Origin of the sequence: Methanobrevibacter sp. UBA188, from assembly GCF_905234905.1 — an archaeon.
Lineage (GTDB): Archaea > Methanobacteriota > Methanobacteria > Methanobacteriales > Methanobacteriaceae > Methanocatella.
The window spans coordinates 15,606-28,764 of record NZ_CAJOJM010000018.1 but is presented as its reverse complement, the minus strand read 5'-3'; the positions used below and the strand labels follow the sequence as shown (position 1 = coordinate 28,764).

At 34.9% G+C, this 13,159-nt stretch carries 12 protein-coding genes; 7 read left to right on the top strand and 5 right to left on the bottom strand.

Annotation, left to right across the window (positions count from 1 at the left end; translation table 11 throughout):
* From QZ143_RS05300 to QZ143_RS05280, 5 genes are all read left to right on the top strand, one after another.
* Positions 1–2,817, top strand: a 2,817-nt coding sequence (locus QZ143_RS05300) for an Ig-like domain-containing protein (RefSeq protein ID WP_292881922.1), incomplete at its 5' end; no start/stop codon positions are given.
* Positions 2,818–3,120: 303 nt separating this feature from the next.
* Complete coding sequence (locus tag QZ143_RS05295; RefSeq protein ID WP_292881920.1) at positions 3,121–3,828, top strand: TIGR00297 family protein; 708 nt, start codon at positions 3,121–3,123, stop codon at positions 3,826–3,828.
* A 105-nt stretch (positions 3,829–3,933) separates the two neighbouring features.
* Positions 3,934–5,172, top strand: coding sequence for a 2,3-bisphosphoglycerate-independent phosphoglycerate mutase (locus QZ143_RS05290; protein WP_292881918.1), 1,239 nt, complete (start codon positions 3,934–3,936; stop codon positions 5,170–5,172).
* A 9-nt stretch (positions 5,173–5,181) separates the two neighbouring features.
* Positions 5,182–6,519 (top strand): phosphoglucosamine mutase, encoded by a 1,338-nt coding sequence (gene glmM, locus QZ143_RS05285; protein WP_292881916.1) that lies wholly within the window; start codon positions 5,182–5,184, stop codon positions 6,517–6,519.
* Positions 6,520–6,618: 99 nt separating this feature from the next.
* Positions 6,619–7,368 (top strand): DUF11 domain-containing protein, encoded by a 750-nt coding sequence (locus QZ143_RS05280; RefSeq protein WP_292881913.1) that lies wholly within the window; start codon positions 6,619–6,621, stop codon positions 7,366–7,368.
* 21 nt (positions 7,369–7,389) lie between these two features.
* Here the strand turns inward: QZ143_RS05280 and QZ143_RS05275 are convergent, their stop codons facing one another.
* From QZ143_RS05275 to QZ143_RS05255, 5 genes are all read right to left on the bottom strand, one after another.
* Complete coding sequence (locus QZ143_RS05275) at positions 7,390–8,478, bottom strand: hypothetical protein (RefSeq protein ID WP_292881911.1); 1,089 nt, start codon at positions 8,476–8,478, stop codon at positions 7,390–7,392.
* A 4-nt stretch (positions 8,479–8,482) separates the two neighbouring features.
* Positions 8,483–9,334, bottom strand: a complete 852-nt coding sequence (locus tag QZ143_RS05270; protein WP_292881908.1) for a toll/interleukin-1 receptor domain-containing protein — start codon at positions 9,332–9,334, stop codon at positions 8,483–8,485.
* A gap of 12 nt (positions 9,335–9,346) precedes the next feature.
* Complete coding sequence (locus QZ143_RS05265) at positions 9,347–10,171, bottom strand: toll/interleukin-1 receptor domain-containing protein (RefSeq protein WP_292608751.1); 825 nt, start codon at positions 10,169–10,171, stop codon at positions 9,347–9,349.
* Positions 10,168–10,659 carry a hypothetical protein gene (locus QZ143_RS05260; protein WP_292608755.1) on the bottom strand — a complete coding sequence of 164 codons (492 nt, stop codon included), beginning with the start codon at positions 10,657–10,659 and terminating at the stop codon, positions 10,168–10,170. Before QZ143_RS05260 ends, QZ143_RS05265 begins: the two co-directional genes overlap by 4 nt.
* A gap of 393 nt (positions 10,660–11,052) precedes the next feature.
* Positions 11,053–11,220 (bottom strand): rubredoxin, encoded by a 168-nt coding sequence (locus tag QZ143_RS05255; RefSeq protein WP_292881905.1) that lies wholly within the window; start codon positions 11,218–11,220, stop codon positions 11,053–11,055.
* A 171-nt stretch (positions 11,221–11,391) separates the two neighbouring features.
* On the opposite strand from QZ143_RS05255, the gene glmU reads away from it, so the two are divergent.
* Together glmU and QZ143_RS05245 are read left to right on the top strand one after the other, a co-directional pair.
* Positions 11,392–12,663, top strand: a complete 1,272-nt coding sequence (gene glmU / locus QZ143_RS05250; RefSeq protein ID WP_292881902.1) for a bifunctional sugar-1-phosphate nucleotidylyltransferase/acetyltransferase — start codon at positions 11,392–11,394, stop codon at positions 12,661–12,663.
* Between the two features lie 12 nt (positions 12,664–12,675).
* Positions 12,676–13,158, top strand: a complete 483-nt coding sequence (locus QZ143_RS05245; RefSeq protein WP_292608764.1) for a gamma carbonic anhydrase family protein — start codon at positions 12,676–12,678, stop codon at positions 13,156–13,158.
* The last annotated feature ends 1 nt before the right edge of the window (position 13,159 follow it).

Genomic DNA, 13,159 nt, shown 5'->3' with positions numbered 1-13,159 from the left:
ACTGTTGAGCCTGCAAAAGTAGTTCCTGATGTTTCTGTTGTTGATTATGGTAATGGTACTGTTGTGGTTGTTGTTGGTGATAATGCTACTGGTGTTGTCACTATAACTGTTGATGGTAAGAATTATACTGCTGAGGTTGTTAATGGTACTGCTGTTGTTGAATTGGATAATGTTGCTCCTGGAACTCATGAAGTTGAAGTTATTTATTCAGGTGACAGCACTCATAATTCAACTGTTGTTAATGCTAATGTGACTGCTCCTAAGTATGATTCTCCTATTGGCATTACTGTTGGTGAAATCAAGTCTGGTGAGGATGGCACCATTGTTGTTGAGTTGCCTAAAGATGCTACTGGTAATGTAACTGTTAGCGTTGATGGTAAGTCTTATACTGCTGAGGTTGTTAATGGTACTGCTGTTGTTAGGGTTGGTAATTTGACTGCTGGTCCTAAGACTGTTGCTGTTGAGTATTCCGGTGATGGCAATTACTCATCTGGCTATGCTGTCGGTAACTTCACAGTTGAACAGTCCAAAGTAAATCCTGATGTTACTGTAGTTGATCAAGGAAACGGTACAATTGTAGTTGTTGTTCCTAAAGACGCTAAGGGAAATGTCACAGTTAAAGTTGGAGACAATACATATAATGCTGCTGTCATCAACGGCACAGCTACATTAACATTGGACAGCATAACTCCTGGCGAAAACAATATTGAAGTAATATACAGTGGAGATGACAAATACTCCAACGCAACATTCAACTCTATTGTAACAGGACCTAAATATGACGCTCCGATTGAAATCATAACAGTTCCTGGAGGTGTCGGCGAAGACACTGTCATTACAGTAAAAGTCCCTGAAAATGCAACAGGAAATGCAACAGTTGAAATTGATGGCGTAAAATACACCTCAAAAGTCATAAATGGAAGTGCAACATTCAGAATCAATAATCTGACTGCAGGCACAAAAACAATAGCTGTTGGATATGACGGTGATGATAACTATGCTGGAAAACAGACAATAACCAATGTGACCGTGTCCAAAGTCAAATCAACTGTAAGCGCAACAGTCACAGACATTAACGTTGGCGAAAACGTAACTCTAACTGTATTCGTTCCTGAAGATGCTACCGGTCAAGTACTGATTGATATTGATGGAGTAGGATACTATGTAAATGTAACAAAAGGTACAGGAACTATCCAAATACCTCGCATGCCAAATGGAATCTATCCTGTAAATCTCACATACACTGGTGATGACAAATACATGCCAAGCAGCAATTGCACAGAATTTGATGTGAACAAGATTCCATCTTATGTAATTCCTAAAGCAACCAACATTATGGTTGGTGAAAATGAAATTATCTTGTTTGAAGTTCCATCAGATGCAACAGGAAATCTCACTGTTGTAATTAATGGTGAGAAGTTCACATTTGACATTGATGAAATATTAGGCGTTCCATTTTATGATGTTGGCAAATTCTCTGTAGCTGTCAGTGACGGCAAAGGAGTATTGGTGCTTTCAGGTCTTCCAAGTGGAATCTATGATGTGACCGTAACATATAACGGCAATTACAAATACCTCAAATCATCAAATTCAACCAGATTCACAGTAAGCGAAAAGGAATCTGAAGTGGATGTCATTGACCTTGGAAACGGAACCATTAAGGTATTTGTTTCAGACAATGCAACCGGAAACGTTACTGTTAAGGTAGGAAACCAAACATTCACTGCTGATGTCATCGATGGGGTTGCCGTAATCAACCTCGATGATGTGCCTGCCGGAGACCATGATGTTGAAGTGACCTATTCCGGTGATGATAAGCATGCGCCTAAAACAGTTGATTCTAAAGTCAGCATTCCTAAAAAGCAAACTCCAATAAGCGTTGCGGCACAGGATATCCTTGTTGGAAACAAGGAGCATATTGTCGTTACCGTTCCTGAAGATGCAACAGGAGTAGTATCCATTGAAATCGATGCTATACAGTATAACGCTACAATAAAAGATGGAAAAGCTGTATTTGATGTAAATGGATTGACTGCTGGCAACAAAACTGTAGCAGTAACTTACTGGGGAGACGGCAATCATGTTGTAAACTTCACTACTGGACAATTTGAAGTTAAAAAACGTGCTTCAACTGTTGATGCAGTTTCAACTGATATTACTGTTGGAAAAGATGAAACTATAAAAATGACATTTCCTAAAGATGCAACAGGCCGTGTAACTGTTACTGTTGATGGTGTGGACTATTCCGGTGAAATCATTAACGGTAAGGTTAGCATTGTCATTCCAAATCTTCCTGCTGGAAAATATGTTGCTGTCATAACCTATGATGGTGATGACAAATACCTGTCAAGCACTACCAAAACAAAATTCGAAGTAAGAAAAAATTCAGCACCGGTTTCCGCTACTGAAGATTATATTGAAATTGGGGATGATGGAACTGTTGTTGTAAATCTTCCAAAAGATGCAACAGGAACCGTAACAATAACTGTTGATGGCCGTAAATACACATTGCCTGTCGTTGACGGTAGAGTGGAATTAAAAATTCCTGGATTGAAAGAAGGATCTCATGATGTTGCCATCAGTTACTCTGGTGACGATAAATATGCTGCCAATAAAACCGTAACTAAAATTGTTGTATCTGATAATAATAAAAATAATAATGAAACTCATAGGGACACTCATGAAAACGCAACTCATGCTTTCCATAGTGGAAATGACAAATCATTATCTGCTTATGCAACAGGTAATCCTATTTTAGTGCTTTTGATTATGATTTTGGCTATAGGCACAACACAATTGAGAAGGTTTAAAAAATAACTTTTCTTAATTTTTTATTTTTTTAACTATTTACAGATACATGTAGTGAGTTATTTTTAATATTTTTAAAATGGAGTATCATTTTATTTTAAATTACACTTAATAATTTTTATAGTTATGGTTTTTATATTAATTTGATTAATCGTTATTTCTATTATTTTGTGGTGAAAAATTATTGGGGATTTCAATAGTTTAGTTTTATAATCTCTTTGTGGTGTTAGTTAATCAGAAAAAATGTAATTTATTCTATCTAAATATTTTTATATAATTTTAAACAAATATTTATAAAAAGTTGTGGTAATTATGGTTGAAGAGTATATGATAAACTGGGTGTATGTGCTTCTTTTGTTTATTTTGGGGTTCATTACATATTATAGAAAGTCACTTGATTTATTCGGTGCTGCAGTCATGATTATCATGGGTGTTGTTATTATTTTTTCAGCCGGTGCCAATTGGTTGGGATTGATTGTCCTGTTTTTAATAATGTCTCTTCTTGCAACAAAATTCTCTAAAAAGTATAAGATGTCTTTAGGTGAATTTGAGGGAAGAAGAACTTCCAAGAATGTTATTTCCAATGGTGTTGTTGCCTGTTTTATGGCTGCATTCGGCGGTTATTACTCTCCGTTTGTAGGGGGTTTCATTGGTGCAATCGCTACAGCGACTGCTGATACATTAGCTTCTGAAATCGGTGTATTGGACCATCATCCTCGTTTGATTACAACCCTCCAAAAGGTAGATCCGGGTACAAATGGTGCAGTTTCTCCTTTAGGTACTGGAATCGCAATTTTGGGTGCTGCGATAATTGGTATTGCTTCATTCTTGTTGGTAATTGTGCCAAATCCATGGTCTGCAATTTTAGTTGCTATTGTTTCAGGAACTGTTGGCTGTTTCTTTGACAGCATATTAGGTGCTCTTTTTGAAAATAAGGGTTGGCTAACCAATGAGCATGTCAATTTGTTTGCAACAATTGTTGGAGCTCTTGTCGGAATAGTTTTAATGAACATGTTCTAATTTTTTTTGCAAATCAATTTCTATTTTTTTAAAGTTAAAATTAAATAAATTATTTTAACTATTAAACATAAAAATTATATTAGTATATTTTATTAGGTGATATTTATGAAAGGTCTTATTTTAATTATGGATGGTATGGGTGACCGTCCAATTAAAGAATTAGGAAATAAAACTCCTCTTGAAGCCGCAAATACTCCAAATATGGATAAGATGGCTGAAGAAGGAATTACTGGAATTATGGACTCAATAGCTCCGGGAATTATTCCTGGAAGTGATACTGCACACTTGTCTATTTTAGGTTATAATCCTTATGAGGTATATACCGGCAGAGGTCCGTTTGAGGCAAATGGTGTTGGTGTAGATGTTTTGCCTGGTGACATTGCATTCAGATGCAATTTCTCAACTGTCGATGAAGATTTAATTGTTACTGACAGGCGTGCCGGAAGAATCAAGGAAGGCACCAAGGAAATAGTCGATGTATTGAACACAATGGTTTTAGAAGATTATCCTGATGTCAAAATAATTTTTAAGGAATCCACCGGCCACAGAGCAGTTTTAGTCCTAAGGGGCGAAGGTCTTTCAGGCAAGGTAAGCGATGCTGATCCTAAGGTGGAAGGCAACAAACCTAAAGAAGTAAAAGCACTTGATGACTCACCGGAAGCGGCAAAAACTGCTGATATTCTAAATAAACTCGTTGTTAAAACATATGAAATGGTCAAAAACCATCCTGTTAACCTAAAAAGAATCGAAGATGGATTGCCTCCAGCAAACATCGTCATTCCTCGTGGAGCAGGGGAAGTGCCTGTTGTAGATTCATTGAATGATAAATATGAAGTCAACTCTGCATGTATTGCAGAAACTGGTCTTATCATGGGTATCGGACGTTTTGCAGGAATGGATATCATTGAAATGGAAGACGTAACTGGTGGAATCGATACCAACTTGGATAATATTCGCGATACCATCATCGATCAGGTTAAAAACTCAGACCATGACTTTTTCCTGATAAACATTGACGGCGCTGATGAGGCAGGTCACGACGGTCAGATAAAAGAGAAAAAAGAGTTCATCGAAAAGGTCGATGAAGTGGTCATGAGCGAACTCATCAAACTTGAGGACGTCTACATTTACCTAACAGCAGACCACTCAACACCTATATCCGTTAAAAACCACTCAGGAGATCCCGTACCTGTATTAATCAGAGGTCCTGAAGTAAGAGTGGATGACGTTAAGGAATTCTCTGAAAGGGCATGTGCAAAAGGGGGACTTAACAGAATCCGTGGGTCTGATGTAATGAATATAATGATGGATTTGATGAATTATGCTCATAAATTCGGAGCATAAGGTGATTGCATGGCTGCTAAAAAACTTTTTGGAACATCAGGAATCAGAGGATTGGTTGGTTCTGAAGTAACCTGTGAACTTGCATTGAATGTGGGTAAATCATTGGCATATTATTTGGGCAATGAAGGTACTGTTGTACTTGGATATGATACAAGGACAACTAATGACATGCTTGACCAGGCAATTTGTGCAGGACTTTTGGAAAGTGGAGTTGATGTGGTTAAGATAGGTATGGTCCCAACACCATTGGTGGGCTATGCCACTGAAAAATTGGATGCCGATGCAGGAATCATGCTTACAGCATCCCATAATCCTTCAAGATATAATGGAATAAAATTATGGAATAAAAATGGAATGGCATACACATCATCCCAGGAAGCAAAAATTGAAGAAATCTATTCAAATAAAGATTATATTTCAGTCACTTGGGATAAAGTGGGTAACTTAAGTTTTAATGAAGAAATCAAAGGCCAATACGTTGATGATTTGGTGGACATGGTTGACATTAATGAAGGTCTGAAAGTTGTAATTGATTGTGCATCCGGTGCGGGAAGCGAAATATCACCTTTAGTATTTAGAAAAGCAGGATGTGAAGTCACCACCCTCAACTCACAACCGGACGGATTTTTCCCTGGAAGAAACCCTGAGCCAAATGCTGAAAACCTGCAGACATTAATGAAGACCGTTGTAGCTATTGGTGCAGACCTTGGAATAGCTCATGATGGTGATGCAGATAGGATGATAACAGTCGATGAAAACGGAAATATTTCTCCATTTGATTCTCTATTGGCATTAATATCAAAAGAATTCGATGGAGATGTTGTAACAACTGTTGATGCAGGATTATGTATGGATGAATCAGTAAAAGGAAAAGTATTCAGAACTCCTGTCGGTGATGTAAATGTTGCTGAAGTTATCATAGCTGAAAATGCAGCATTTGGAGGAGAACCTTCCGGAACATGGCTACACCCTGACTTCTGCATGTGTCCTGATGGAATACTTTCCGGTTTAAGAATGGCCGAATTGGTTTCAAGAAAAGGAAAATTATCAAAACTTCTTGATGAAATACCTTCATATCCTAATATCCGTGAAAAGATAACCTGCTCAAAAGAGGCAAAAGTGGAAGTCATGGAAAACATGGAAGAGCTGCTTGAAGCGGCATTTGATGATGTTAGTGACATTAACGCAATTGATGGTGTCAGATTAACATTTGATGATGGCAGTTGGGTGCTTGTAAGGCCGTCCGGAACTGAAGACTATATTAGGATAACTTTAGAGTCCCGCAGTGAGGACCGTGCAGAAGAGATTAGAAAAGTCTGCGTTAACATAATTAATGATAACTTATAGAAAAACACATTTGTTTTTCTATTTTCTTTTTTTGGCAATATTTAAATAAAATTTAAAATAGATTATATTTTACTTTATAAAAACTTTTTGAGGTTTTTCATGAAAGTAAAATTAAGTTTTTCATTGGTTGTACTTTTAATTGTCTTTTTATCAGTTGGTATGGTTGCAGCTAGTGAAAATATAACTGAAAATATGGATAATCAACAGGCTGAGGATATTCTCGGGGTGGAAGATGTTCCATTAAAAGAGAATTCTCCTGAAATTCCTGCAAATAATGAAAGTTCCTCTGCTGCTGATTTGTCTGTAAATGTTAAAACTGATAGCAATAATGTCGATAGGGGAGATATCGTTATTTGGACGATAACCGTTCAATCTCAAGGTGGTATGGCAAAAAATACTATAGTTCAGGTCTCTTTGAGTTCAAATCTAAAGTACATAGGCTCCAGTGCTGATGCAGGTTCGTTTAATCCGAATAATGGAACTTGGAATGTCGGTGATTTAGAAGGTTTAAAATCTTTAAAAATTAAAACAGAAGCATTATACTGGGGTGAATTAGGTGTTGATGTTTTTGCATCTGCCAATTTCGATGATGAAAGTCCTATTTCAGATGCTGCTACTGCTAGAATCATTTGTTCATCTAAGCCGGGTCCGGTATCAAAACCTGATGACAATAAACGTCACCAACCTCATTATTTAAGTTCTCATTCGTCTAGTTTTAGGGTTACAACAAAAGCATTAAGCAATGTTTCAGCTAAAGCTAAAATTGATATGAAACCTGCTGGAAATCCTATTTTAATAGCATTATTGTCATTAACTACACTGTTTGCTATCAAATTTAAAAAAGATTAACTTTTTAGAGATATTACATCTCTATTTTTTTATTTTTCCGATTCCTACAATGCACACCAATAGGATTAAAAATGTTGCAAATATCAAAATTGGAATTCTGGTATAATCATAAGCAAGAATTGCATTAATTGGTGAGTTGGATGAACTGGAATTGGTATCATCTGAAAATAATGAAGTCGGATTAAATATTTTGGCTATCGAATTAGTTATGGAGTCATATGTTCTTGAAAGTGATTTGGTTAATGATTCTAGATTTTTATTGCTTAATATTGTTTTAGTTATGGAATTGGACTTGTCGCCATGGTCTGAATCTTTGTTGGAATTTCTATTGGCTGCATTGTCTGTGGGGGTATTGGAATTTGATTCCGTCTTGGTTTTTTCATCAGAATCAGTATTTTCACCAGTTTCGCTCACAACATCTGTTGAGTCGGAAGAAGTTTGATTTTCAATGATTATCGTTACAGAATGTGAACCTGAAGGAATGCTTCCCGGATGGTCATTATGCTGGACTCTGTTTCTATTGTCACTATTTTCATCATATGAAGAATTTGTTCCAGTGGGTTTTAGGGTAAAGTTTAGAAAAACATCCACATCTTTAGAGTCGGTGAGTACATTAAATGAAGTAGTGCTCTGCTCAAGATTTTTCAATTCGGTTAATAATGTTAGGGAAGGTTTATCTAAGCTAGTCAAGTTCCCTATATTCCAAATTTTGTTTAATGAATTATATGTTCCCATTGATATATTATGGGATACATATTCCTGATTATCAGAAAATATAAAGTGGATTTTTGTATTATATGCAATTCCACCACTGAGTTGCGGTGTTAATGTCCAATAAGTTTTATTGATATTGTTATCTTCGCTTCTGACCAGGATATAAACAGTTAAGTTATTTTTAATCAGGTCATTTGAAGATGATGGATCATTGGTTGAACTCTCATGATTTTCACTAATCTCATTTAAATTTTCATCAACACTATTAGATTCAATGGTAAATTCATTCAATGTGGCAGATGCATTGACGGTTGAATTTTCACAGGCTACAACGCTTCCCAGTGAAAATAATATTGTTATAATCACAATCAATGCAAAATAATATCTCAATTTCATTTTTTTACACAATCGTATAATTCTGTTTTGAAAGTATTTTGTTGTTTATGTCAGTTAGCTTAAATCCGATGTAGGTTACATTATTGGTTTTCAAATCACCGCTCCACATAATTCCTGATTTAAATTCGTCTGCAGTAGAATTCACCTCATAAACCATCTTGTCATTTTTATCAAAGAATTTGAAGTTCATGAAGTATCTTCCGGAATCTGCAGGTAAATTATATGACTCTCCATGGATAGTGTACTTGTAGCTACCACCAGATCCACTAACGTCAACATCAGTTACATTCATGGAAAATATGCCGTCATCAGTCGTGTGCTGTCCTGTTGGAACGATGACAAAAAAATAAATTAAAATCACTGCTATGACTAATGGAATAGCCAATACAACATATTTTTTAGGGTTCCATTTTTCAAATAATTTCACATATCCTGCATCTATATTAACTTTAGTAATTGGTTTTTTGACATATTTTGAAGTTTCATTTACTAAAGTTTCCAATTGCTTTTTGGAGTTTGGAGCGGATGATATGTTTTTTTGAGTTTCGAGAATAAACTCAAGATTTCCATCGGATCTTGTTTCATCAATGTTAAACACTATGATGGGGATGTCTTTGGAAAATGCAATGTCTGTTTCAGTAATGACATAATTTGTATTCTTTGAATTTTTGGATAAAATCAAAACAAAACATTTTGAATCGGCTATTGCAGAGGTTATCTTGTCAACATGGTCTCCTTCACCCATATATTTTGATTTGATCCATGGATTAATGTTATTTTTTTCAAAGATGTTGTAAAGTGCATCACCGTACTTTTCATCTTTTTTATCATAGCATATGTAAATGTCATGACTCATGATTAAACCTCATTAAATTTGCATATATTCATCATAAAGGTATTCGAAAATCTCCTCATTTGAAGATGTGAATCTTAAGACAGATTTTCTGGTTAAAAATTCATTTCTAATTACAAATCCGTGTATTATGGCCAATATCCAAAACATTATGAATATCAGGCTAAACAGCACAAGCATCGGATATAGCAAGAATAACATGTCCAATATTCCAAAGTAAATTATCAGGCACATTAAAGTTGGTATGGAATAGACAAATCCCATTAAAGTCCATAGTTTTTTGCCGGTACTGATTCCCATATATATGAAGGAAGTCCAATAGAATGGTGTGAACAATAAGACAAGGGATATGTAGTCCTTCTTATGTTTTGTCAGATCCTCAGGTTTGTAGTTTGTGAAGTCCATAAGGATTGGTTTGTCGGTTGTTTCATCACATAATTTCAATGCGTCAATAATCAATGTCTCAAACTCATCTTCAGGGTTGGGATATGCTGGCAGCCATTGTGTTATCTTCAAATGATACTCCATTTCATCCTTTGGCAGTGAATTGTCAATGTTGAATGAAAGAATAGGTTTATTGTTTGAAAATGCCATTTTAATTTCGTTATTGACATATTTGGATGCCTGAGAATATTTGGAATAAACCAGAACAACGATTTTTGTTGATTTTATTCCTGAAGCAATCTCATCGATATAATTTCTACCTGATGAAATGTTTCTAGGTGCAATCCAACACTTTAAATCGTTTTGTTCAAGGATATGACATATTTTATTGGCTATATCACTATTTTTTGTTGAATAACTTATAAAAACATCATGTTTTCTTTTATCAGGACTCATAGTACCACCTGACTGTTAAATGCTGTATCTACAACAAATTCTCTATTGTTTCCATCAAATAAGTATACATTTGTTTTGTTGGTGAATGATAAGTTGTCTTTGTTAAATGAATTGATTGGAATTATTATGGAGTGGTATTTGAATCCATTGTCTTCAAATTCCATTGTAAGCAGATAACAACTCTCATTTTTATAGTCAATTGTACCCTGATTAACATTGGCGAAATGATTCAGTAGATTTGTTAATCGTCCATCTGTGGAGTTCAATTTGCTAACGTCCATGTTATAGAAATCATATGCAAGATTTCTAAATTCAATGGTATCTCCAACAATATGGTACTCGGAACTTGAAGGATAATACATAATTATTGAATCGGTTATGTCTTTTTCTGTTTCTAGGTATTTATAGTTAATAATGGAATAACAGCCATAAATAAGTAAAATTGCTGCTGTTGTGATAATCAAATATTCAATCATTTTTTTATTCATCTTTACACCTAATGAATAACTAACATATAGATTTGAATTTATTTTAAGTAGTATTTAATGTTTCTTATAATTCTATTATTTCGAATAAAAAAATTAATTTGGCCTTTATATAATTTATGGGGGGTTAAATATTTTTAATTAACTTTTTAAAAAGTATTGAATGATTTCTGGAAATATTATTGTACAGATTGCTGTTGGTATGTAAGAATGGTATTAAAAATGGATTGTCCATTGCTTTTTTTCTATGAATTAACTGATTTGCGGTGGTTTCACAAAAAATAATTGCGGAATCAGTATCCAATCAATTGTAAGATATAATTTATATTTTTGAAGAAAAATAGTCTGTTGAAATTTTTAGATAAAATATTAAAAAAATAGTTGAAAGAAGAAGATTTATTCTTCTTCTACAATAAATGCTTCTACTCCAAGAGCAGCACATTCTGGGCAAACCCAGTCATCTGGCATATCTGCAGGAGTTTTTCCAGCAGGAATGTTGTATGCAGGGTCTCCTTTTTCTGTATCAAATCTGTATTCGCAGTGTAAACATACATATACGGTCATTTTTACAATCTCCTTTTAAGTTTCACTATTAATGATTAATATAATAGCTAATTATATTTTGACTCTATTTTAACTAATATTTAAAATTACTTATTTTTTTAGGAAAGTTAATTAATAAGTAAAGAGTTAAACATATATCATTATAAGAAAATTTTATAAAGGGGATATAAAATGAAAGCAATTATTTTAAGTGCTGGTGAAGGGTCTAGAATGAGGCCATTAACACTTACAAAGCCTAAGACCATGTTACCAGTTGCCGGAAAACCAATTATACAGTACAATATAGAATCATTAAGAAACAATGGGATAACAGACATTCTATTGATTGTACGGTATAAGGAAGAAATGGTTCGTGACTACTTTGGTGATGGTAGTGATTTCGGCGTAAATATAACTTATAAAACTCAAAAAGATTTCCTGGGAACTGCAAATGCAATTTCATATGGTGAAGACTTCATTGAAGACAGTTTAATAGTTTTGAATGGAGATATTATCTTGGATGATGAAATAATCAATGAGATTATTAAAAAATATAATTACATGAATCCTGATACATTGATGGTTTTGACTGAAGTTGAGGATCCTTCAGCTTTCGGTGTTGTCGAAATTGAGGACGGCAATATCAAAAGCATTGTGGAAAAACCTAAAAAAGAGGAAGCTCCAAGTAATCTGGTAAATACTGGAATTTATATTTTCAATAAGGACATTTTCGACAAGATAAGAAAGACAGAAATCTCAGAAAGAGGAGAATATGAAATTACCGATTCATTGTCAATGCAAATTGCAGACGGTAAAAATGTGATTGGTCACAAAACTAACAAGGATTGGATTGATGTAGGACGTCCATGGGAATTGATTGAAGTTAATGAGGAATTGATAGGCCAACTCAAAACAGAAATCAAAGGTATTGTAGAAGAGGGAGCTCATATTCATGGTGAAATATTTTTGGATGAGGGAAGTATCATCCGTGCAGGAGTTTACATTGAAGGAAATGTTTACATTGGTAAAAACTGTGATATAGGTCCTAACTCTTATATTCGTGGAAATTCCTACTTTGGCGACAATGTGCATGTGGGAAATGCAGTTGAAATTAAAAACTCAATCGTTATGGAAAACACCAATGTCAGCCACTTGAGTTATGTCGGAGACTCTGTAATAGGATCCAATTGTAACATTGCTGCAGGAACCAACATCGCAAATCTGCGTTTTGACAACAGGTCTGTTAAAACCAAAATCAAAAATCAGATGATTGACAGTGGAAGGCGTAAACTTGGTTCAATTATTGGAGACTCTGTTAAAACAGGTATCAATTCAAGTTTCTCTCCAGGTGTGAAAGTGGGCCACAACTCCACTATCGGTTCAGGGGTTTTGTTATATGATGATGTACCCTCCGATACACGTGTATTGGTAAAACAAAATCATATCATACAAGATAAAAAATAGATAGGCGATATTATGGAAAATAAAAAAGACTCTATTGTAATATGTCCTGGTGCACAAGTAATTGGTGATGTTGAATTGGGTGAAGACGTATCCATCTGGCACGGTGCTGTCTTGAGAGGAGATACTGACTCCATCACTATTGGAGACAATTCAAATGTCCAAGATAATTGTGTTGTTCACTGTACCAAAGGATTTCCGGTAGAAATCGGAAAAAACGTTTCTGTTGGACATGGTGCTGTTGTTCACGGTTGCAAATTGGAAGACAACGTTCTTGTTGGAATGAATGCAACTGTATTGAATGGTGCTCGCATTGGTAAGAATTCAATTATAGGTGCAGGAGCAGTTGTAAGTGAAGGAAAAGAATTTCCAGAAGGCAGTTTGATATTGGGAGTTCCTGCCAAAGCCATTAAACAGGTTAGTGAAGAGCAAATTAACTTAATTCAAAATAATGCTGACAATTACGTAAAACTTTCCAAACAATATAAGGAAGACTAAA

Coding starts and splice junctions, on each gene's coding strand:
- glmU (WP_292881902.1), top strand. CDS start 11,392: ATGAAAGCAATTATTTTAAGTGCTGGTGAAGGGTCTAGAATGAGGCCA.
- QZ143_RS05265 (WP_292608751.1), bottom strand. CDS start 10,171: ATGAGTCCTGATAAAAGAAAACATGATGTTTTTATAAGTTATTCAACA.
- QZ143_RS05295 (WP_292881920.1), top strand. CDS start 3,121: ATGGTTGAAGAGTATATGATAAACTGGGTGTATGTGCTTCTTTTGTTT.
- glmM (WP_292881916.1), top strand. CDS start 5,182: ATGGCTGCTAAAAAACTTTTTGGAACATCAGGAATCAGAGGATTGGTT.
- QZ143_RS05245 (WP_292608764.1), top strand. CDS start 12,676: ATGGAAAATAAAAAAGACTCTATTGTAATATGTCCTGGTGCACAAGTA.
- QZ143_RS05275 (WP_292881911.1), bottom strand. CDS start 8,478: ATGAAATTGAGATATTATTTTGCATTGATTGTGATTATAACAATATTA.
- QZ143_RS05280 (WP_292881913.1), top strand. CDS start 6,619: ATGAAAGTAAAATTAAGTTTTTCATTGGTTGTACTTTTAATTGTCTTT.
- QZ143_RS05270 (WP_292881908.1), bottom strand. CDS start 9,334: ATGAGTCATGACATTTACATATGCTATGATAAAAAAGATGAAAAGTAC.
- QZ143_RS05255 (WP_292881905.1), bottom strand. CDS start 11,220: ATGACCGTATATGTATGTTTACACTGCGAATACAGATTTGATACAGAA.
- QZ143_RS05260 (WP_292608755.1), bottom strand. CDS start 10,659: ATGAATAAAAAAATGATTGAATATTTGATTATCACAACAGCAGCAATT.
- QZ143_RS05290 (WP_292881918.1), top strand. CDS start 3,934: ATGAAAGGTCTTATTTTAATTATGGATGGTATGGGTGACCGTCCAATT.